Source organism: Carboxylicivirga agarovorans (assembly GCF_050589845.1).
In the GTDB taxonomy this organism is placed as follows: domain Bacteria; phylum Bacteroidota; class Bacteroidia; order Bacteroidales; family Marinilabiliaceae; genus Carboxylicivirga; species Carboxylicivirga agarovorans.
In genome coordinates, this window is the sequence record NZ_JBNGPA010000002.1 from 39,874 (window position 1) to 61,819 (window position 21,946).

15 protein-coding genes are annotated in these 21,946 nt (G+C 38.4%); 8 read left to right on the forward strand and 7 right to left on the reverse strand.

All coding sequences use genetic code 11. From position 1 onward, the window contains the following. Positions 1-640: 640 nt before the first annotated feature. The 3 genes from ACRD69_RS02355 (at position 641) to ACRD69_RS02365 (ending at position 6,223) form a co-directional block, all read left to right on the forward strand. Positions 641-1,429 carry a polysaccharide biosynthesis/export family protein gene (locus tag ACRD69_RS02355; protein WP_430813458.1) on the forward strand — a complete coding sequence of 263 codons (789 nt, stop codon included), beginning with the start codon at positions 641-643 and terminating at the stop codon, positions 1,427-1,429. A gap of 27 nt (positions 1,430-1,456) precedes the next feature. Continuing rightward, positions 1,457-3,769, forward strand: a complete 2,313-nt coding sequence (locus tag ACRD69_RS02360; RefSeq protein ID WP_430813459.1) for a GumC family protein — start codon at positions 1,457-1,459, stop codon at positions 3,767-3,769. Between the two features lie 534 nt (positions 3,770-4,303). After that, positions 4,304-6,223: a polysaccharide biosynthesis protein gene (locus tag ACRD69_RS02365; protein WP_430813460.1), complete on the forward strand. Its 1,920-nt coding sequence runs from the start codon at positions 4,304-4,306 to the stop codon at positions 6,221-6,223. Between the two features lie 74 nt (positions 6,224-6,297). On the opposite strand, the gene ACRD69_RS02370 is transcribed toward ACRD69_RS02365, so the two are convergent. Next, positions 6,298-6,552, reverse strand: coding sequence for a hypothetical protein (locus ACRD69_RS02370; protein ID WP_430813461.1), 255 nt, complete (start codon positions 6,550-6,552; stop codon positions 6,298-6,300). 186 nt (positions 6,553-6,738) lie between these two features. On the opposite strand from ACRD69_RS02370, the gene ACRD69_RS02375 reads away from it, so the two are divergent. The 3 genes from ACRD69_RS02375 (at position 6,739) to ACRD69_RS02385 (ending at position 11,530) form a co-directional block, all read left to right on the forward strand. Next, positions 6,739-7,449 (forward strand): YebC/PmpR family DNA-binding transcriptional regulator, encoded by a 711-nt coding sequence (locus ACRD69_RS02375; RefSeq protein ID WP_430813462.1) that lies wholly within the window; start codon positions 6,739-6,741, stop codon positions 7,447-7,449. 216 nt (positions 7,450-7,665) lie between these two features. Next, positions 7,666-9,036 carry a dipeptidase gene (locus ACRD69_RS02380; protein ID WP_430813463.1) on the forward strand — a complete coding sequence of 457 codons (1,371 nt, stop codon included), beginning with the start codon at positions 7,666-7,668 and terminating at the stop codon, positions 9,034-9,036. A 304-nt stretch (positions 9,037-9,340) separates the two neighbouring features. Then, the gene (locus ACRD69_RS02385) at positions 9,341-11,530 is read left to right on the forward strand and encodes a glutamine synthetase III family protein (protein WP_430813464.1); all 2,190 of its coding nucleotides are present in this window, start codon (positions 9,341-9,343) and stop codon (positions 11,528-11,530) included. A gap of 152 nt (positions 11,531-11,682) precedes the next feature. On the opposite strand, the gene elbB is transcribed toward ACRD69_RS02385, so the two are convergent. Then, positions 11,683-12,339 (reverse strand): isoprenoid biosynthesis glyoxalase ElbB, encoded by a 657-nt coding sequence (elbB, locus tag ACRD69_RS02390; RefSeq protein ID WP_430813465.1) that lies wholly within the window; start codon positions 12,337-12,339, stop codon positions 11,683-11,685. Positions 12,340-12,668: 329 nt separating this feature from the next. Between elbB and ACRD69_RS02395 the strand changes: the two genes are divergently transcribed. Both ACRD69_RS02395 and ACRD69_RS02400 read left to right on the forward strand, forming a co-directional pair. Then, positions 12,669-13,778 carry a BamA/TamA family outer membrane protein gene (locus ACRD69_RS02395; RefSeq protein ID WP_430813466.1) on the forward strand — a complete coding sequence of 370 codons (1,110 nt, stop codon included), beginning with the start codon at positions 12,669-12,671 and terminating at the stop codon, positions 13,776-13,778. Positions 13,779-13,821: 43 nt separating this feature from the next. Continuing rightward, a complete protein-coding gene (locus tag ACRD69_RS02400) occupies positions 13,822-14,364 on the forward strand; it encodes a dihydrofolate reductase family protein (protein WP_430813467.1) in 543 nt (180 codons plus the stop codon). A gap of 31 nt (positions 14,365-14,395) precedes the next feature. Here ACRD69_RS02400 and ACRD69_RS02405 read toward each other — a convergent pair whose 3' ends face one another. From ACRD69_RS02405 to ACRD69_RS02425, 5 genes are all read right to left on the reverse strand, one after another. Further along, the gene (locus tag ACRD69_RS02405; protein ID WP_430813468.1) at positions 14,396-14,866 is read right to left on the reverse strand and encodes a hypothetical protein; all 471 of its coding nucleotides are present in this window, start codon (positions 14,864-14,866) and stop codon (positions 14,396-14,398) included. A 63-nt stretch (positions 14,867-14,929) separates the two neighbouring features. Beyond that, positions 14,930-16,435, reverse strand: a complete 1,506-nt coding sequence (locus tag ACRD69_RS02410) for an ABC transporter permease (protein WP_430813469.1) — start codon at positions 16,433-16,435, stop codon at positions 14,930-14,932. A gap of 2 nt (positions 16,436-16,437) precedes the next feature. Continuing rightward, complete coding sequence (locus ACRD69_RS02415) at positions 16,438-17,067, reverse strand: ABC transporter ATP-binding protein (RefSeq protein WP_430813470.1); 630 nt, start codon at positions 17,065-17,067, stop codon at positions 16,438-16,440. A 13-nt stretch (positions 17,068-17,080) separates the two neighbouring features. After that, positions 17,081-18,085, reverse strand: coding sequence for a CobW family GTP-binding protein (locus ACRD69_RS02420; protein WP_430813471.1), 1,005 nt, complete (start codon positions 18,083-18,085; stop codon positions 17,081-17,083). A 584-nt stretch (positions 18,086-18,669) separates the two neighbouring features. Beyond that, on the reverse strand, positions 18,670-21,483 hold the full coding sequence (locus tag ACRD69_RS02425; protein ID WP_430813472.1) for a M16 family metallopeptidase: 2,814 nt from the start codon (positions 21,481-21,483) through the stop codon (positions 18,670-18,672). Between the last annotated feature and the right edge of the window lie 463 nt (positions 21,484-21,946).

The following is a 21,946-nucleotide window of genomic DNA, read 5'->3' on the forward strand; positions in this document are numbered from 1 at the left end:
GAAAAAAATTACATAAAAGTGTTAAAAGTGTTGACGAACGGATTTGTGACATTGACCAGAAGCTCCTGCACGCAAGATTTGGTACGTGATTCAAAAGATTAGTTTGTAATTCGCAGATAATGAAAAAAATATTAGAAATTTTAATAAAGAATCCTGTATCAACGATTTTAATAATCAACATTTTTGTATTCAGGTATAAGTTGAAACTATATCAAGTTTTTCAAAAACATTAAGACTTAACGATACTTTGCTAAAAATCGAAAGAAATCTTGTACATTTTCCTTAATGTTCAAATCTGAAGTTTTTCAAAGTTTAGCCTCTTAAGCTCATTAATAACAGGTTTTGATTAAGTGAGTTGAATGGTGCTAGTATTGACTGTTTGTAGTTTTTTAAAAAAATATTGATCATTAGTGTAAATACAAACCGCTTAAAATCTTATAAGCATTCAGAAATATATGAATTTTGCATGTTCATATTTTTGTCTTTTCATCCTCAAAAGGCGTGTTGTATAAAAATAAGTAAAGCAATATGTAGAGCTTAATTTTTGATAAACACATCATTTCGCATGATTAAAATCACTCAACATCAACTACATTTGTAGCAAAACAATACGAATTTAATAACCTAGTCACTTTTAATCATGCTTGATTCCCTACAAAAAGCTTTCTGGTTTATTGCCTTTACAGTAATAATTAGTTCTTGTGTACCTTTAAAAAAGTCTATTTACTTGCAGGGTGAGATTGCGCAAGACCTTGAGGAAGTGGAGCTACAATATCATCCTGAAAAAACATCCTATCTGGTTAAACCCAATGATAACCTTTATATACAAATTAATAGTTTGGATGAACGTACCTCTTCTTTCCTGAATAATGAAAGGGGTGCGACCACAAGAATTGACAATCCGATGGCGGCCAGCCTTGTTGGTTATCGAGTAGAGCAGGATGGCTCCATCCACTTCCCTTTTGTCGGTAAGGTTCAGGTGGCTAATTTAACTCTAGATCAGGTACGTGATAAGATTCAGGAAGTAGTTTCCAAATACATTGATGAAAGTAGTGTAACCGTTAAATTACTAAATGATAATATTACCATTTTAGGTGAAGTTCGTGCGCCAGGGCGTTACCTGCTATATGATGAGGAAATCAATATACTTGAGGCGCTGAGTTTAGCAGGAGATGTAACTGATTTTGCGAACAAAAAGAAAGTGCAATTGATGCGAATGGATGGCAATGTACAGCAGGTTATTGTTATTAATACCCTCGATGATCAATTGCTACTGTCACCATATTACAATTTGAAACCAGGTGATGTTTTGTATGTTCAACCCAGACGTTTAAAGTCTGTTCAGTTAAGCGCCATCCCATGGCAATTGACTTTAACGCTTATCAATACGACCTTACTGCTTTATACATTTTATAATACACAATTTTAATAGCTAATAACCTTAAGCTTTTATACGATGTTTAGTGATGATAATCATATTAAAGAAATGCCATTAAACCTGACTAAATTATTTTATCGGGTATTACAATATTGGTATTACATACCTATTTTCTTAACATTATCCACTGCTGTAGCATTATATATCTATAAATCGACAGCTACTCAATATAAGATAAGCACGCGGCTTTTGATTTCAGATACCAATGAACAGGCACCATCCATAAGTGCTACTGAGTCAGCATTACCTGGTATTAACCTGGGGACAATCAATAATGTAGAAAACCAACTGATTATCCTAACATCTTCTCAGCAAATAGAAAAGACGCTTAATCAACTCAACTTTGGTATCAGTTATCATGAACATGAAACCTTTAAAGAAATAGAAATCTACAAAGACAGTCCATTCACTGTTAAATTAGATACGAGTGGTGTGTCATTGCCTGAAAGAAAATTTCTAATAGAATTTATTTCTAAAGATGAATTTATAATAGCTCAGGATGACCAACCTTATTCTCAACGACATAAGTTCTTTGAGCAGATTGAGATAGAAGGACTTACCTTTGCACTTCTACCTAATGATAATACGCTTAATGAACAGCTGCAAAATCGTATCTTTAGTTTTCAAATTAACCCATTATATAAACTTATTGCTTATTATCAGAAGGCAATAAATATTGCTTCAGTCAAGTCAGGCTCTTCTATTTTTGAGATATCCATTCACCAAAACAACATCCAGAAGGGAAGAGATTTTCTTAATAAGTTGGCAGAAAACTCGGTGGCATACACGTTGGATAAAAAGAATCAAATTGCCAATAATACCATTCAGTTTATCGAAAATCAGCTGATTGATGTGAGTGATTCCTTAAATATGACAAAGCATATGCTGGAGAATTTCAGGTCACGAAATGAGATGATGGATATTTCCATGCAAGGGCAGATGATAATAGATAAAACTGAAAATCTGGAGCTGGAAAAAGCGATTATCAGTAGGCAGTTGGATTATTACCATTACCTGGTTAACTTTTTGGAAAGCAACCAGAATATTCTGAATCTGCTTCCTCCTTCTGCGCAGGGTGTTGAGAACCTTATTGTCGATCAAATGGTGAGTGAGTTGGCAACTATGAATGCAGAGAAACAAAGTTTGCAATTCAACTCCAAAGAGGATAATCCAGCCATTGCACGTATTAATCGACAGATTAGTGGAAAAAAGGAAATCATTCTTCAACAAGCAAAAAGTAATATTACTTCAACTCAAAAAGATTTGGATGATGTCAATCAACGACTGATTCAGTTGAGTTATGAAATAAGGAGACTGCCGCAGAAAGAACAGGTTTCGCTGGATATTGAACAGAAGTTTCAGTCAACCGATCGCATGCATAGTTATCTAATGGAGCGTCGTTCTGAAGCTCAATTGGCCAAAGCTTCCAATACACCCGACAATGAAATTATTGAACCTGCTAAAGTTATGGCTAAGACAAAGCCTGACTTAAAGCTTATGGTTGCCCTCATTGTAATTGTTGGTTTTTTTATCCCATTTGGTATTATTTTCCTTTTCGTTTTTACAAATAACAGAGTGTTGGATAAGGAAGATCTGGAGCAGATTAGTTCCTTGCCAATCATTGGTGTTATTCCCAAAGTCAGTCAGAAGAAGTTATTCCTTAATAGTAACACACATTCCGTATTGGCTGAATCGATACGTAACATACGGACATCTCTTGAATTCTACCCTAATAATGGTTCATCAAAGTGTATTCTGTTTACTTCAGGACTTCCAAATGAAGGAAAGACTACCAATGCCATTAATCTTGCTATTTCGTACGCCCAACTGGGGAAAAAGACGATCATTGTTGATTTTGATATGCGTCGCCCAAGCGTTGTTAAGTTGCTAAATATTAAGAAAAATGGTTATGGTCTGAGTGCTTTTCTGTCTCAAAATAACCCTGAGAATAAAAGCAAATTGATTCATACCTGCGAAGAGCATAGACTGGATGTAATGGTTTCGGGCGAAATACCACCTAATCCGGCCGAACTTATTGCTGGTGAACAAACAGCTGTTTTAATAAATGAATTGAAACGCCTCTATGAGATCATTATTATTGATTCACCTCCTATTGGACTTGTAACAGACGCTCTTCTATTGAGTCGACTCTCTGATATAAATATCCTGGTTACCAGGCATAAGCATACGCCAAAGCCGATGTTAACTAATTTATTGAAAGATAAAAAGATAACTGAAATCAAAAACTTTAACTTGGTATTGAATGACTTGCCGGTGACAAAACGAGCCTATAACAATTTTAGCTATAGTGGTAAGTACTATAAATCATAAAGTATGGTAATAAATCAGGATAGTTTAATACTATCTGTAGAATAATCTAAATAGTAATAATACAAAGTTTGAACTCCATCTAAAGCAGCTAATTGTTTTAAATGGAGTTCAAAATTTATAGGCTTGTCTATCTTCTAAAATGCTGAGATTTCAGAAAGATTTGACAAGAACCATTATTTCAGTAATTATCGGGCTAAAATATACTGCATAATTAATAAGTGTAGCTTAAAATCTTTCACATCGCATTTCGATTAGTTTAGCTGTATAAATCGTTTGTTCGTCATAATCTTAAGGAATAAGTCAGTTGTAATCTGCTATTTACATTAATATGTCATAATTTTATCAGTCCCAAACTCAATGTTTTAGTTTTTAACCAGGTAAGCCAGGCTTACTACTAATCCTGAATAACTATGATCTTGTCATATCATTGTGAAATCGAAGTGCTTGCGAATTCGTGTATTTCATCCTTGGAAGTGAATCAGTGGGCAACAGAGGGCGGTTCTGGATTAGTGTTATACTATTAGTGATTGTGATATGAGAGCTATACTATTAAATATATTTAATGGACGAATTGTATCTCCATGGTTGGTTTTGTTAATTGATACAGTTATTGTAACAAATGTATTTGTCTTATCCTACATTGTACGATTAAATATAAACCTGCCTGAATATTCGGCCTATGATATGTCATTGAGCGGCTTTGTTATTGTTTTCTTCTACAGCCTGGCATTTTACTTATCGGGTTCGTATCGGGGAATTATACGTCACAGTAGCTATGATGAGTTCAAAATTGTCATTAGCTCATGCTTGGGAGCCTTCGTTGTATTGGTTGTCGGGAATGAGTTAATGAATTATTATAATGTTAGGCTAGTGCGTTTGTCGCGACTGGTGTTGATATTCCATTTTCTACTCAGCGTTATTTTATGTATCGGTTTTCGAATGTTCGTTAAAGAACTATACGTTTTTCTGACCCGCAAACAAACCACTACCAGGGCACTGATTTTTGGAGCCGGAGAAATGGGAAAAATTACTCTGGAAGCCATACGTAATGACAAGGAAAACGAATATAATATTGTTGGTTTTGTCGATGATGACTTATCAAGAAGCCATGTTGTTATGCATGGTTGCCCCATTTTAAGCTGGGAAAAAGTACTGCAAAAATATGAAAAGAAAAGTATTGATGTGGTCATTATGGCTATCAATAATATAAGTGTGCAGCGAAAGCATGAAATAACCGATCTCTGTATGGATAAAGGTTGGAAGCTGAAGGTTATGCCCTCAGTTAAAAACTGGGTCAATGGAATATCCAATCAAAAGCAGATACGTGATATAAGAATTGAAGATATCCTAGGACGTGAGGAAATAAACCTGAATCAGCTGAAAATTATGGAAGGCCTGGGTGGTAAGGTTATATTGGTAACAGGTGCTGCAGGTTCAATTGGTTCAGAGATTGTTCGTCAGCTGCTACGATTCCCCATTCAGAAAATCATAATGGTCGACGTTGCTGAATCTCCCTTGTATAATTTGCAACAGGAGCTATTGCTAAGTCATAGCGATGCGCCCTTTGAACTGGTATTGGCCGATGTGACCAATAAGAGTCGCATGGAAGAGGTCTTTGGCGAGTATAAACCACAAATCGTTTTTAATGCCGCCGCTTATAAACATGTGCCATTAATGGAATCATACCCTTACGAAGCGATTCGGGTTAATATCGGAGGTGTCAAAGTTCTTGCTGATTTGGCTGTTAAAACAAAAGTCGAAAAATTCGTAATGATCTCAACAGATAAAGCTGTTAACCCAACGAACGTAATGGGATCATCCAAACGTATTTGTGAGATTTATATACAAGCCTTATCGCAGTTATATGGTATGCAAACCGAGTTTGTAACAACCCGCTTTGGTAATGTGTTGGGATCAAATGGTTCTGTAGTGCCTTTGTTTAAAAGGCAGATCGAGCGGGGAGGTCCACTAACGGTAACTCACAAAGAAATTACCCGTTATTTTATGACCATCCCAGAGGCTTGTCAATTGGTGTTAGAGGCAGGATTTATGGGTAATGGAGGCGAAATTTTCGTGTTTGATATGGGTGAGCCTGTCAAAATTGTTGATCTGGCTAAGGAGATGATTCGCTTGTCGGGCTTAAAGGTAGACGAGGATATAAAAATAGTCTACACAGGATTACGTCCTGGTGAGAAGCTTTACGAGGAATTGTTAGCCACAAAGGAAAATACAAAACCTACACACCATGAGAAGATAATGATAGCTCATGTTCGTAAGCATAACTACACAGAAGTTAACAGAAATTTGAAAGAATTGCTTGTAGCTTTAGGTAAGGAGAAGAATGAGTTGTTGGTTAGCAGAATGAAAGCAATGGTGCCTGAATATAAATCACAGAATAGTGATTTTTGTCTACTGGATGAAAAGAAAGAACCAGTCCTGGAGCATCAGAGATAGAATTTTCTCTTCCATTGATTTAATTGCTTAAAGGATTTGCTTTCGTCAGAGGGTTTAACGTCAGGCTAATAATGCTAATCCGATATTAATCGATCTAAATCTTGCTTGCCAAATAAAGTGGGGTAATCCTCTAAAAATTGCTCCATTACTACTTTCATAACGGTTTCACGCATAAATTTAGACTTGTTGCTGATCTTGTATTTTTTACAATAAACATTTACAGCGTCTTTTTCTTTGTCATTCAATAAAAAGGTAGCTCTGTGTTTGCGACGAAGTGCTTGCTCGCGAGAGATAACTTTTTGTTGATTTTTTTTTGCTTTTCTTGCCATTCAGAGGTGATGATTACGCCTGCAAAAATAATAAAAATAGTCAATTGATTCGGTTGATATCAAGCTTAAAGCAACTGAAGTACGATTAATTAGTGATGCATTTAGTGATAAAAGTGGAGCGTTTATTAGAATTATCAAAAATCCCTTATAAATTTGCGGAATAATTAATGATGAATTTATTACAAAATGGGACGCGCATTTGAATATAGAAAGGCCTCAAAACTCAAGCGTTGGGGAACAATGGCCAAAACTTTTACAAAGATTGGAAAACAAATAACCATGTGTGTGAAAGAAAGCGGACCGGATCCGTCGAGTAACTCACGCTTACGTGTGTTGATTCAGAATGCTAAGGCTGCAAATATGCCAAAGGATAATGTTGAGCGCGCGATCAAAAAAGCAAGCAGTAAAGATACTGCTGATTATAAAGAGGTGGTTTACGAAGGTTATGGTCCTTTCGGAACAGCTTTTATGGTTGAGACAGCAACTGACAACACAACGCGAACGGTAGCTAATGTTCGTTCATATTTTAACAAGTATGGCGGTTCCCTGGGAACAAGTGGTTGTGTAGACTATATGTTTGAGCATAAATGCAACTTTAAGGTTGTCATGAAAGAAGGTGTTGATCTTGAAGAGTTAGAGCTTGAGCTGATCGATTTTGGCGTTCAGGAGATCTTTGAGGATGAAGGTTTCATTATGATCTATGGTGATTTCGAGGGTTTTGGCCCTATTCAAAAGTACCTTGAAGATAATGGCTTTGAAATTGAGAATGCTGAATTTGAACGAATTCCTCAGGACACTAAAGAACTGAATGATGAGCAAATGGCAGAGATAGATAAATTGCTTGCCAAGTTTGAAGAGGATGACGACGTAACAAATGTTTTTAATAACATTAAGTAATGCTCGTTTATAGAGATTTTAAAATTGATAATCGTTTATCCTGATATAAACGCAAAAAATATAAAGCGGCAACCTGAACAAATCGGGTTGCCGCTTTTTATTTTAATGAGATTCATCAATTTTGATACTTATGACAATAAAGCATGAGATTTATCCTTGCTAATTGTTGATGAGATATGTACTTTTCAATCAGATAATAAAATTAATAACAATAATATGCAAGATTTAAAACAATACATTGAAGACAACAAGGAACGTTTCCTTGATGAATTATTTGGTTTGATCCGTATTCCATCTATAAGCTCTAAGCCTGAGCATAAAGATGATATGTACAAATGTGCTGAGCACTGGAAGAGCTTATTGCTCGCCGGTGGTGCTGATAAAGCAGAACTAATGGAAACAGAAGGTAATCCGGTTGTATATGGCGAGAAAATGATGGACCCATCATATCCTACCGTTTTGGTTTACGCACACTATGATGTACAGCCTGCTGAGCCATTGGAATTATGGAAGTCGCCTCCTTTTGAACCGGAAATACGTGACGGTAAGATCTATGCACGTGGGGCTGATGATGATAAAGGACAGGGTTTTATGCACACAAAGGCCTTTGAATACCTGGTTAAAACCAATCAGTTGAAGTGTAATGTTAAATTCTTGATTGAAGGAGAAGAAGAAGTTGGTTCGCCAAGCTTACCTAAGTTCTGTGAGGATAATAAAGAGCTTTTAAAGTCTGATGTCATCCTTGTTTCAGATACGGGAATGATTGCTCCTGATGTTCCAACCATTACTACAGGTCTTCGTGGTCTGTGCTATTGGGAAGTTGAAGTGACTGGTCCTAACCGTGACTTACATTCTGGCCTGTTTGGAGGTGCTGTAGCTAATCCAATCAATGTATTGGCGAAGATGATCACTCAAATGGTAGATGAAAATGGACACATCACTGTACCAGGATTCTACGATGACGTTGTTGAGATTTCAGATGATGAGCGTGCTATGATGGCAAAGGCTCCTTATAGTGAAGAAGAATATAAAAAGGCCTTAGATGTAGAGGAATTAGCCGGAGAAAAAGGTTTTACAACGAATGAGCGTACAGGTATTCGCCCGTCATTTGATGTTTGCGGTATCTGGGGTGGTTACACCGGTGAGGGTGCTAAAACAGTATTACCATCAAAAGCATATGCAAAAATATCTTCGCGTTTGGTTCCAGATCAGGATCATCAAAAACTGGCAGAATTATTCTGCAAGCATTTTGAATCAATTGCGCCTAAGAGTGTAAAAGTTAAAGTGAAGCATTTGCATGGCGGACAGGCTTATGGTTGTCCTATTGATCTGCCAGCTTACCAGGCTGCAGAAAAAGCATGTGAAACTGTTTATGGCCAGCGTCCTGTGCCGGTTCGTAGTGGAGGTTCAATTCCAATTATCTCTGATTTCGAGCGTATTTTAGGAGTTAAGGCTGTTTTAATGGGATTTGGTTTAGAAGCTGATGCTATTCACTCACCAAACGAAAACTATCCTTTGGAGCAGTTTTTCAATGGTATTAATACGATCCCATACTTCTACAAGTATTTTGCAGAAATGGGAAAATAATATGTTTTTGAGATAGGGGTGTATATTATATATACTCTTTCAAAATATGGCATTTTTATTTTAGAAGCCACCCTCATAGTGAGGGTGGCTTTTTTTATTAATGTTTTTAGTTTTTTGTTGCCTGGGTGTTAAAAAACAGGGTTAATTCAGGTGTAAAATGTAAAAATATTCACTCATACCTCTAAAAAATAGCCTTTAATCAATAAAAAATGAAAAAATATTCATTTTAGGCTGCAAAAATGATGGTTGATATTCAAAAATGTATATTTTTGCTCCTGCTAACTCGATAAAAAATAAAAAGACTATGGCACAATTAAGATTTCAGGCTTTAGCCGAATTGATGAACAGGGAGGCAAAAGAAGTAAGCTTTCCTTCAGCTAAAACAACTGACTACTATGGGGAATTGGTTTTCAACAAAGAAGCAATGTCAAAGTATTTGTCACAAGATGCTTACAAGGCAGTAAAAGTGGCAATTGACAAAGGCGATGCAATTGATCGTAAAGTTGCTGATAATGTAGCTTCTGGAATGAAGGCATGGGCAATGGAGCGTGGTGCTACGCATTACACTCACTGGTTCCAACCCTTGACTGATGGTACTGCTGAAAAGCATGATGGCTTTTTGGATTATGGCGACAATGGTAATATGATTGAGTCGTTTTCAGGTAAGCTACTTGCTCAACAGGAACCTGATGCATCATCTTTCCCTTCAGGAGGTATTCGTCAAACATTTGAAGCCCGTGGATATACAGCCTGGGACGTGTCATCACCTGCATTTATTATCGGTACTACACTTTGTATTCCTACAGTATTTATTTCATATACAGGAGAGGCATTAGATTATAAAACTCCTTTCCTTAAAGCATTGCACGCAGTTGATAAAGCAGCTGTAGGTGTTGCTCAGTATTTTGACAAAGACGTTAAAAAGGTACATACTAACCTTGGATGGGAGCAGGAGTATTTCTTAATTGATACCGCACTTTTCCAGGCTCGTCCTGACCTTATGACGACTGGTCGTACTTTGATGGGACACTCTTCAGCAAAAGATCAGCAGCTGGATGACCACTACTTTGGTTCTATTCCTGAGCGTGTGGGTAAATTCATGATCGAATTGGAGATCGAATGTCACAAACTGGGTATACCTGTAAAAACTCGTCACAATGAGGTGGCTCCAAACCAGTTTGAGGTAGCCCCTATTTATGAAGAAGCTAACCTTGCTAACGATCATAACCAGTTATTGATGGATGTGATGAAGCGTGTTGCTCGTCACCACAAGTTTGAAGTTATTCTTCACGAGAAGCCATTTGCTGGTATCAATGGTTCTGGTAAACACAACAACTGGTCATTGGCAACCGATACAGGTGTGGTATTAATGGCTCCAGGTAAGAACCCTAAAGGTAACCTTCAGTTCTTGACTTTCGTTGTGAATGCTATTGCTGCTGTATATAAGAGTCAGGATTTATTACGTGCATCTATTCTAACAGCATCAAATAGTCACCGTTTAGGTGCAAATGAAGCACCTCCGGCTATTATCTCTGTATTTACCGGATCACAGATTGCCGATATGCTTGATAATCTGGCTGAGCGTATTACTGATCAGAAAATGACTCCGGATGAGAAAACAGCTCTTAAGTTAGGTATTGGACGTATTCCTGAAATTTTATTAGATAACACTGATCGTAACCGTACATCACCATTTGCATTTACTGGTAACCGTTTTGAGTTCCGTGCTGTTGGTTCTATGACTAACTGTGCAGCTCCTTTAACGTCTTTAAGTGCTGCAATGGCTGTTCAGTTAGAAGAGTTCAAGAAAGATGTTGATGCTTTAATCGAGAGCGGGGTTAAAAAGGATGAGGCAATCTTCCAGACTATTAAGAAGGTTATTTTAGAGTCGAACCCAATTCGTTTTAACGGTGATGGTTACTCAGATGAGTGGAAGGATGAAGCCGCTAAAAGAGGATTAACAAATATTACTTCAGTACCTGAGTCATTGTCTAAATATCTAGATCAGACTTCAAAAGACATTTTAGTTGGTACAGGCGTAATGTCTGATCGCGAACTGGAAGCACGTGTTGAAGTTGAAATGGAGAAATTCACGAAGAAGATACAGATCGAAGCTCGTGTATTGGGTGACCTTGCTATCAACCATATCGTACCAACAGCTATTCAGTATCAGACTGAGTTGATCCATAACGTACAAGGTATGCGTGATATCTTTGACGAAAAGGAATTTGCTGAATTGGCAGGTGCTCGTAAAGAATTAATTAAAACTATCTCTGGACATATTTCTTCAATTAAAGCTAAAGTTGCTGAAATGATTGAGGCTCGTAAAAAATGTAATATTCTTGAGTCTGAAACTGAGAAGGCATTTGCTTATGACAAAGACGTGCGTCCTTACCTGGATGATATTCGTTACCACATTGATAAGTTAGAATTAACTGTTGATAATGAAATGTGGCCATTACCAAAATACCGTGAATTGTTATTCCACAGATAAAAAAGGAAAAAAATCTACACTAAAAAAGGTTGCAGCAAACGCTGCAACCTTTTTTTATGCCTTAATTCCTTATTGAGTCTTAACTACACCTGTTGCGTTTACTTGACACAAGTGCTATATACAGAGATTACTATATTGTACGATCAGCTTATTCAGACCATCGCCAATACAGCCTTTACCACATTATCTGCTCCCTCAGCAATTTGCAGGATATTGGCATCGAGCATATAGCAAGGAGTAGTGGCGATTTTGTTAGCTTCATCAACCACTACCTCACCGTGATTTGTGGTTTCATGGTTGCCACCCATCGCTTCTATTGCCTGGGCTGTACCTTCGTCCTGACCAATGGTAACGGTTACTTCGCCTAATATTTTCGCTATTACAGCCGGGGCAATGCATAGGGCTCCAATGGGCTTTCCGGCCGCATGTGTTTCTTTTACTGCTCTTTCTGTTTCTGCTTCAACAGTACACGCAGGTCCATCAAAAGCAACAGAGCTAAGGTTTTTAGCCGCACCAAAACCACCAGGTAGGATTAAAGCATCAAAGTCGGCAGCCTTGTATTCGCTTAATGGTTGAATGGCACCACGGGCAATACGAGCAGCTTCAACCAATACGTTGCGCTTTTCATCAGCAGGCTCTCCTTTTAGGTGGTTAATAACATGATGCTGATCAACATCAGGGGCAAAAATTGTGTAGTCGGCACCTTGCCTGGCAATGGCAAGCAAGCTTAATACCGATTCGTGTATCTCAGCGCCATCGTATACACCGCATCCCGATAAAATGACGGCTGTTTGTTTTTTAGTTGTCATGGTTTGTTATTTAATGTGAGCTATAAAATTAAGCTATTTTACCATGTCATGCTAAAAGACGATTGCTCTTTTATTTAAGATCAATAAAACAATGTTCTTATTGCCTGCTATCGCATTAAGTTATAAAAAAGGATGGAGACCTTATAAAAATGATGTCCCATTTATAAGCTGAAGCTGTGTCAGTTATTTTGTGTGCTGTTAAAACATAAAACGTTCAATGCTAAACGATTTGCCGGTTAGTTTGTTTATTGATTAGCAATTTCTGATTTTGTATCATCGAATTCAATCAGGTACTTAATACGGATCTAACCACAAATCTATTGATAATTATGAGACTGCTTTTACCGCTTATACTGGGCTGCCTTAGTTGCACAGCTGCCTTATCACAAAATAAATCGTCTGCCTTCAGGGACACACTTGACAATGCCATTGATGTGAGCCGTTATTTGACTGAAATGAAAGGCCTATTACCAGTTCCTATTATTATGACGGAACCTGCCATTGGTTATGGTGGTGGTATTGCTTTGTCTTATTTTCATGGTTCTATTATGGAAAAAGGCAATATTCCCGATATAACAAGTGGTTTTGGAGGATTAACAGAGAATGGAACCTGGTTTGGCGGATTGTTTCATCTGGGTTTTTGGAAGCAGGATAGAATAAGGTATATGGGTCTCATTGGTAAAGGTAATATCAACTTCGATTATTACGGTCCAAATAATATTCTGCCGGAGCCGGTAGAGATGAACCTGGACACCTGGATGTTTGTACAGCAACTAAAGTTTCGGATCAAAGAAACTGACTTTTTTATCGGGGCTCGTTATTTTAATTACAACGGTACAAATACGCTTCAATTACCCATTGATATTCCAGAATATTCGGGAAAGAGCTTTGATTCTGAACTTAGTGAATTGTCAGTAATGCTTGATTTTGATACGCGTGATAACGTATTTACCCCTTCCAAAGGTATATATGCACAGTTAAAAGGTACCTATAGTGATGAGTGGATGGGCGGGGCAGACTTTTATGGACGCCTTTCAGGCGTGTTACTGGCCTTTGGTGATCTGAGCGAAAAAACGACGATAGGCGCGCGTATTGAAACACTGTATGCAAGCGAGAATACACCATTCTGGGCTATACCGGGTATAAATATGCGTGGCGTGCCTGCTGTAAAGTATCAAGGGAATAATGTCAACCTGCTTGAGGTACAGCTTAATTACAAGCTTAATTACAGATGGGAGGTCTTAGGATTCACCGGAATGGGTGTAACGGCACCTTTAGATGATGGATGGTTGAAAACCAATCAATCGGTAAGATCCGTAGGAACAGGTTTTCGTTATTTACTGGCACGTGTATTTGGCTTAAGCGGAGGAATGGATTTTGCCTGGAGCGATGAAGATTTCGGTTTTTATATCGTCATGGGGCATGCCTGGGCCCGATAGCCGTATCAATATTATAGTTGTATTAATAGTTAAGTTTGTCAATATGGAAAAAAGGAATAAGGTATTTATAGCAACAAGTTTAGATGGATATATAGCTGATAAGAATGGAGGGCTTGACTGGTTATTCAGTATCCCAAATCCCGATCAGGTTGATATGGGCTATGTCCCATTTATGAATGAAACAGATGCCATTGTTATGGGACGCGTTACCTTTGAAACGGTTTGCGGTTTCGATTGCCCGTGGCCCTATACCAAACCGGTATTTGTATTGAGCAGCTCTTTAAAAAGTGTTCACGATGATTATAAAGATAAGGTCGAACTGGTTAATGGTTCTTTATCAGAAGTTCTTGAATCGATCAATGCAAAGGGCTATATGCGCTTATACATTGACGGAGGAACAACCATTCAAAGCTTCTTAAAGGAAGATTTGATCGATGATCTGATCATCACAACTATTCCTGTATTGCTGGGAGGAGGCTCACCCTTATTTGGTGATTTGGCAAAGCCTCTAAATTTTGAGTTTGTTTCTTCAAAAGTATACCTCGAGAAAGTTTCGCAGGTGCGTTACCAAAGAAAGCGTGAATAAATACTTAAATAATGCCGATGATGAAGCAGGTTTATTTAATGATCTTTTCCAACTCAACATTATCTAATACATATACCAAATGCTCATAATCTTTGGCATTAAGTCGTAGTTTCCCCTTGATCTGTATATAATTATCTGTTTCAAGGTTTTTAAAACGCTTTATTTGCTCCTCTTTAGGGTTGACTTCAATAATCGTCTCAATGCCTGATCCAGTGCAAAAAAAGCAGCTTTCCATAGGATTATAAGAAATAACAAAGACGCTGCCTGTAACATCAACCGGCAGGAAAAATCCCTTTATGCTGATCTCTTTGCCGTCAAGCTCTTTCAGGTCTTTACCAAATTTTGGCTTGGGTAAATAAGTGTTGTAGGTTATTGAATACATGTAGCGGATGTTGACATCCTTGAGTAAGAGGTTCCAAACTGTATCAGAGCCCGGTGTTTGTGCCGGGCTATTGATTGGTATTAATAGTGTCAGGAATATAAATACAATAAGTTTTCTCATCATTATCAATTCTAACAGTTTATGCAGTCTGCAAAATACATTTAAAGATTTTAAAAAAGAGTATTAAAGCTTATTGAACAGATAGTGAATGTTAGTGTTATAGGCTTTCAATGCAGGTATCAATGCAGCTAAAGCCCCAATTCCAATGGCATACAACAATAGATAATACTCACCGGCCAGCAAGGATTGAAGCCCATGGAAGTCTATCTGTTCAAAGTAATGTGACAGGCCAACTAATGCTATTCGGGTTGTTATGATTGAAAGAAACCAGCCGCTAACTGCAAGTATTAAACCGTGAGACAGCAATAACAGTAATGCCTTAAAACGCGAAATGCCAAGGGATCTGAGCAGTGCTATTTCATTCAGTTCCTGGTTAAGGCGATTTAGCATATGTATCAACAGGTTAATGGCTGAGAAAATAATGATTATCCAGGCTAATAGTCTGATTGTAGTAAAACCAACACCAAGCATTGCCATTAAACGATTGAGTTCAATGGCAGGAGAAGCGGCCTGCATACTCGTATTCTGGTTGATCATGTGCGGAAGGGTTGTCGCTGCCATGGGGTTTTTATAAAACACAAGTAAGGCGGTAATCGCTTCGTCGGGCGCCAGTTGCTTTTCTGATATATGTCCACGGTACGCATTGTAAAGGCTCATCTCTTCGGCAGTCAGTTCCTGGTTGTTGTTGACCTTATTGATGATGCTTTCTATCGATGACTGAGTATCGTGTTCATGCGAATGTTCACCATCGGCATCGTGATTATGCTGGCATTCTTCACTATGTTTATGTTCGTCACTTTCATGGTGATCATGCTGGCAATCAGCACCGTGAACATGTGCTTCTTCAGTAGCATGATCATGCTGACAGTCTTTGCTGTGAATATGATCAATGTCTTCATGGTGATCATGTTGGCAGTCTGCTTCATGCTCGTGTTCGCAGGCACCATGCCCGCCACCATGAACAGCCCATACACTCTCTATATTGGTCACGATTATTTTATCAATCACAGAACCGTTTTCATTCATAATGCCCGTGACCGTATAAATATACTCGTCGTGTGAATGACCAACATCCATAAAGCCATGAACGCCTGTAAACTGATCGCCCGGTCTAAGTCCTTTGTGATATGCCACTTTAGAACCTATAACCACATCCATTACTTTTTTATTCCATTGTCCGTCTGCCAGCTTTGCTTTATAGAGTTGTGCGTACTCACTGTTTGAGCCAACTATTCGGTAGCCTTTGTAGTTATCGCCCAATGCAATGGGTACTGCCTTTTTTACGAGTGGGTGCTGTTTAACTCTTTCAGCATCTTGCAAACTAATGTTACCGGTAGGGTTATCGGCATGAAATACGGACGACAATACCAATTGTAATGGACTGCCTTTGGCTCCTATAACCATATCAATGCCGGCAATGTCATTTTCCATACGTTGTTGGGCATGGTCTTCAAAATGCATAAGCACAGAGATAATGCTCATGCCAATGGTAAACATGACAATACTTAGTGTGGTGTTAAAAGGTTTAGCCCTTAGTTGTGAGGTGGCTAATTTTAGTATTTCTCTCATGTTTATCCTAATTGAATGGCGTTTTTGAATTGTTCATTGAAACGATTGTCGTGAGTGGCGATCAGCAAGGTGATAGCATGCTGATCGCACAACTTTGAAATACTGTTTATAAATCGCTGGCAATTGGTGTCATCAAGACTCGAGGTCGGTTCATCGGCCAGAATTACTTTGGGCTCATTAACCAATGCTCGTGCTATAGAAAAGCGTTGCTGCTCACCCTGGCTTAATTCATGTGGCATTTTATCGATCAGAGCCGATATGCCCAGTTCATCTGTTAGCTGAAGTATAGTGGTTTTGTCAATGGCATGACCTGCCAGTTTTTTACCAATAACCAGGTTGTTGTACATGTTTATTGAAGAGATAAACAGGTTCTTTTGAAATATTAAGCCAATTGATGTGGCCCTGAACTGATCTTGTTGAGCCTGAGATAACTGGTTTATAATTACATTATCGATGGAAATGGTGCCAGCCGATGGACTAAGAATACCTGATAACATGTGCAACAGGGTTGTTTTGCCTGTGCCTGAATGCCCCTTTAGCAACCATTGCTGACCTTTTTCAATATGCATATCTTTAAAGGTCAGTTGCTTTCCTCCTTTATAATTAATTGTTAGATCCCTGGTATATATCATTGATTCAATGTTTTTATTGCTGGTTTACAGGAATAGGGTTTACTAATGTTTGCATTAAACTGCTTTCAATCATTTCCCGGTCGATGTATTTCCCGATAAAAATAAACTTATTAAAGTGTTGTTCGTTGCTCCAGGCTTTCCCGTATTCTAACTGATAGGATGTGCCTATGGACTGAAATACCAGTTTTTGTTTTGATTCAGTGGTGCTTAATATACCCTTTGCTCTAAAAACAGCATGGCTGTTGAAAAATAAAAAGCCTTTCATCCACGATTCAAACTTTTCCATGTCAATGTCTCCACTAATGAGAAAGCCTTCAGCTGTAATGTCATGACGTCCCAATAGTTGACTGGTATCCAGCTTTAAACCATTTGCAAATGGGAAATCTGCCGTTTTTTGCTCTATGGCCTCACTGGTGAAGTAATAGTTATCAAGTATACTGATTTCACTGATGTTTGAATAGCTCACTTTGTGAATCCGGGACATGGGGTTAATGGCTGCTATTAATTGCTGCAGGTCCTGCAAATATGATTTCTGTACCGAATCAGCTTTATTGATCAGTGTAATATCAGCCAGTGCAAGTTGCTTCCTTACTTCAGGCTGGTCATTAATGAAATCTTCAATATTCACGGCATCAGCCACGCATATCACACTATCAATAACAAACTTTTGCTGGATCGCTTCCGTGGCAATAAAAGTACCGATAACCGAATCGGGATTGGCAATGCCGGTTGTTTCAATCAGCAGGTGATCAAATTGATGGGGGCTGTTCAGTAACTTGTTGATGGTATTAACAAAGCCATCTTGCAGTGAACAACAAATGCAGCCATTGTTTAATTCAAATATAGCATCACTTTCGCCCAAAATAAGATCACCATCAATGCCAACATCACCACATTCATTCTCTATAATGGCAAATTTCTTATGGTGGAATTGCTTCACAATATTGTTGAGCAAGGTGGTTTTGCCACTTCCTAAAAAGCCTGTGATGATCGTTACCGGGATCTTATTTTTAATCATTATTCGTGTTTGTGTGTTGTAAATGCAACAGTGTTGCAAAAATAGGTTTTATTCATTAACCCTGAAAGAGCGATTTTGTTAATGAAGTTTTAAAAAATAGCCATTAATCTTTGTCAAGTCAATATTACGATGCATATAGTGTGCCAGCAGAACATACGGCAGGCATCGTAATTGATAATTTATCAGATTAAGAGTAGGTGATAGCTTGTCTGGTTATTTGATCGTTAACTTAACAAATCAATTAAAAGATGAGTAGTGAGTAGTGAACATTGAGACAATCTGGGCTAAGCATGAGCACCACAAAAGTTAATTGGGTTAATAGCTTGACAAATTAACAAAACCACAGCTTACCATTTCTCAATTAGTTTAAACCACGCCCGGCTGCACAGTCATGTAAATAAAACCGGTGCAACATTAATTGTTATTCCATGATTTTCAGTTCAATGCACCGAAATAACGAATGCCATGTTGTTTAGTCGTTAGACCGTTAGCTATCCGGGTTCATCAAGTCTGCAATGTACAACACTATTGGTAACAAAAAAGGCAACCGATTGGCTGCCTTTTTCTTATGCTTACGTTAAGTATTAGTCCTCAGCCGGGACAAATACTACTTCTATTTTATCAGCTTTCTTAAAGAACTTCTTAGCTAATTTCTTAATGTCTTTAGGACTCATTCCTTCAACAACATCTTCATAGTTTTCAGCCAATGTCATGTTGATGCCGTTAACATAGTAACTGCGGATATTACTCATCCAGTAATTATTCTGCTCTTTGCTTTCGGCACGGCTTTTAAGGATGTTCTTACGTGTTTTGTCCAGATCTTCAATTGTAGCACCCGACTTGATCAATTTATCAATTTCGGCATATACCAAAGGAATCAGGTCATTGGCACGGTCAGGATCACAATCGAACTGAATAGCAACAGTTCCTTCTGATTGAGGATAATGACTTGTAGAAGCATTAACGCCTACGCCATAGGTTCCTCCTTCTTTTTCACGAATACTCTCAGTATAACGTAAACGAAGTACGGCACTGATAAATGATAATCCAATGCGGTTTTCAGGTGTGTAATCCAAATCACCGTTGTAATATATCTGAACCGTCGCTTTAGGCTCTGATAATTTAACAGGTATTGTCTTTTTAGTTACTCCTTCAGGACCATTAACATTGTTATCTCTCCAGTTTTCTCTTTCATCATTCGATGAAATGGCACCCAGGTATTTGGCAGCCATTTCTTTGGCAACTTCTTTTTCAATATCCCCTACAATGAAGAAAGTAAAGTCAGCAGCGTTACTGATGCGCTCTTTATAGATCTCCTCCATTCGGTCAAATGAAACTTTTTCTAGGTACTCAGTGCCAAAGATCAGGTTACGCTCATGGTAGTTAGAGCGAATTTGACTAATACTGTCCTGCATGATCTTTTTAGGATTGTCACCCATATTAGCTACATAAGCCATATAGCGAGCCATAAGTGCATTATAGGCTTCTTCGTCGAAACGAGGCTGCTCAAAGTGCAGGTAAGCCAGCTGCATCATTGTTTCAAAATCCTGGGTACGACTGCTACCAGAGATTGACTCAGATAATCCGCTAATGTCAAATCCTACCTTCGCGTTTTTACCAGTCAATGCTTTTTGCAGGGCAACAGCATCGTAATTGCCAATACCAAAGGCAGGAATAAAGTCAGAAGCCATGCTTGCTGATGGCAGGTCAGCCACATCATACAATGATGAACCTCCTTTACTGTAGCTGCTTAGTGCTACCTGGTTTTTGTTATAGTTAGCATAGCGATAAACAACTTTGGTGTTGTTGTTTAATGTCCACTCAAAAGCGTCAAACTCAGGCAATGCACGCTCAGATACCACTTTGCCTTCAACTGGTAATTCCTCAACCAGTGAAGAGCTTACCGCTTCATCAACATAGGCTGTAATGGCAGCGTTATTCTCAACTTTTTCAACAATGGCTAATGCCTCGGCCTTATTCAGGTGCTTCACGCCTTCTTTCTCAGGACCTGTAACAATGATCACACGGTTTTCTTGAGTGTACATTGAATTGAAGTAGGCTTTTAACTCTTCAGTTGTGATAGCCGGAATAATAGCCTGGGCGAATTTGAATTCGTACTCAATACCGGGCATTGGTACGTTTTCAAGGTACAGTGAAGCTATTTCTTTACAGTAACTGTCGTGCGAAATCTTATCGCGCTGCTTGTAATAGTTTTCATATCCCATCTGCATTTGTGCTTTCATACGCTCCAGCTCACCTTCGGTAAAACCATAGCGCTTAACACGCTCAACCTCTGTAAGGATCGCTTCGAAAGCTTTAGCTTCTTCATTCTCTTTAGCGGTGGCGTTGATGCTCATTAATGAAACTGTTCTTGGGTAATCAGAGAAACCAACAGAACCATTAATAAATGGAGGATTTCCTTTTTGTAACAGCTCGTTGATACGTGTACTGATCATGCTTTTGATCAGGCTACGCATGTAGTTAGTCTTAAGTGTGTTGTGGTTTTTATCAGCAGCTGCTTCTGCCTGGTGACGCACATACAATGCCACGCTTGACTGTGGATTTTCTTTATCTAAAGCCAGTTTGAAAGTAGTTTCAGCTTTAGGCTCCACCATTACTTCGTAGCGTTCTTTTGGATTGTCAACGGCAGGTATCTTTGAGAAAAGCTCAATTACCTTTTTCTCCATTTCATCAGCATCAAAATCACCTACAACGGCAATAGCTTGCAGATCGGTGCGATACCAGTCGTGATAAAAACGACGTAACTCATCGTACTCAAAGCCTTTGATAACATCCAATTCACCAATAACATCGCGCTCGCCATACTTGGAATTGTTCAGCAATGCAGGCATCATCTGGTTGCGTGTTCTGAAACCGGCATCACGACGTGTACGCCACTCTTCAGAAATAACACCGCGTTCAGCATCAATTTCTTCCTCCTCAAGCAACAGGTAATTAGACCAGTCGTGTAAGATCAGCAAACAAGTGTCCATAAGTCCGTTAGGAGCTACAGGTACATTTGAAATGTTATAAACAGTCTCATCCTGAGCTGTATAGGCGTTAATGTTACGTCCAAAAGCAATACCGTGCTTCTCAAGGGATGAGATAACGCCTTTGCCAGGGAAATGCTTGGTGCCATTAAAAGCCATATGCTCTAAAAAGTGAGCTAATCCGTCTTGTGAATCATCTTCAAGTATACCACCTACATTTTGAATAATGTAGAAGCTGGCACGTTCTTTAGGCTCTTGATTGTGACGGATGTAGTAGGTCATCCCGTTATCAAGTACGCCTGTGCGGACTTCAGGATCGACCGGTACAGGTGCGTTTAAATCAAACTGAGCACTTGCAGTACCAGAAAAGATACACAAAGCCAGTAAAAAAAATAAAAATTGCTTCATTTGGTTAGTTTTTAATTCACTTGCAGCATAGCAAGCAGATATAATTATTTAACTGAATTCAAATTAGTGTTTGTTTATAAAGCGCAATTACTGCTTGAAGGTTCAAACACCTTGCTTTATAGACAGACATTATTATAGTCTTGTAGAAATGGGACATGCTATGGCTTATACACTGTAAGTTATAACACACGGCAAATATATTCTTTTTGCGAGATATTAAAACATGATATTATGCACTCAACTACCATAAATAACGAGTTTAGGGTTAATTAAGGTTAATGGCACTACTGTATGGCAGTTATGGTAGTAACCTGCAAAAATGACTTTTCGCTTCACATCGAAAGCTTTAACCTTTGAGGCCAAAAGGTAGTACCTTTCGATGTAAAAGGTTTAACCTTTCGATGCAAAAGCAAGTACCTTTTATTACAAAAGGTTTAACCTTTTGAGGTGCTTTTCAGAGAGG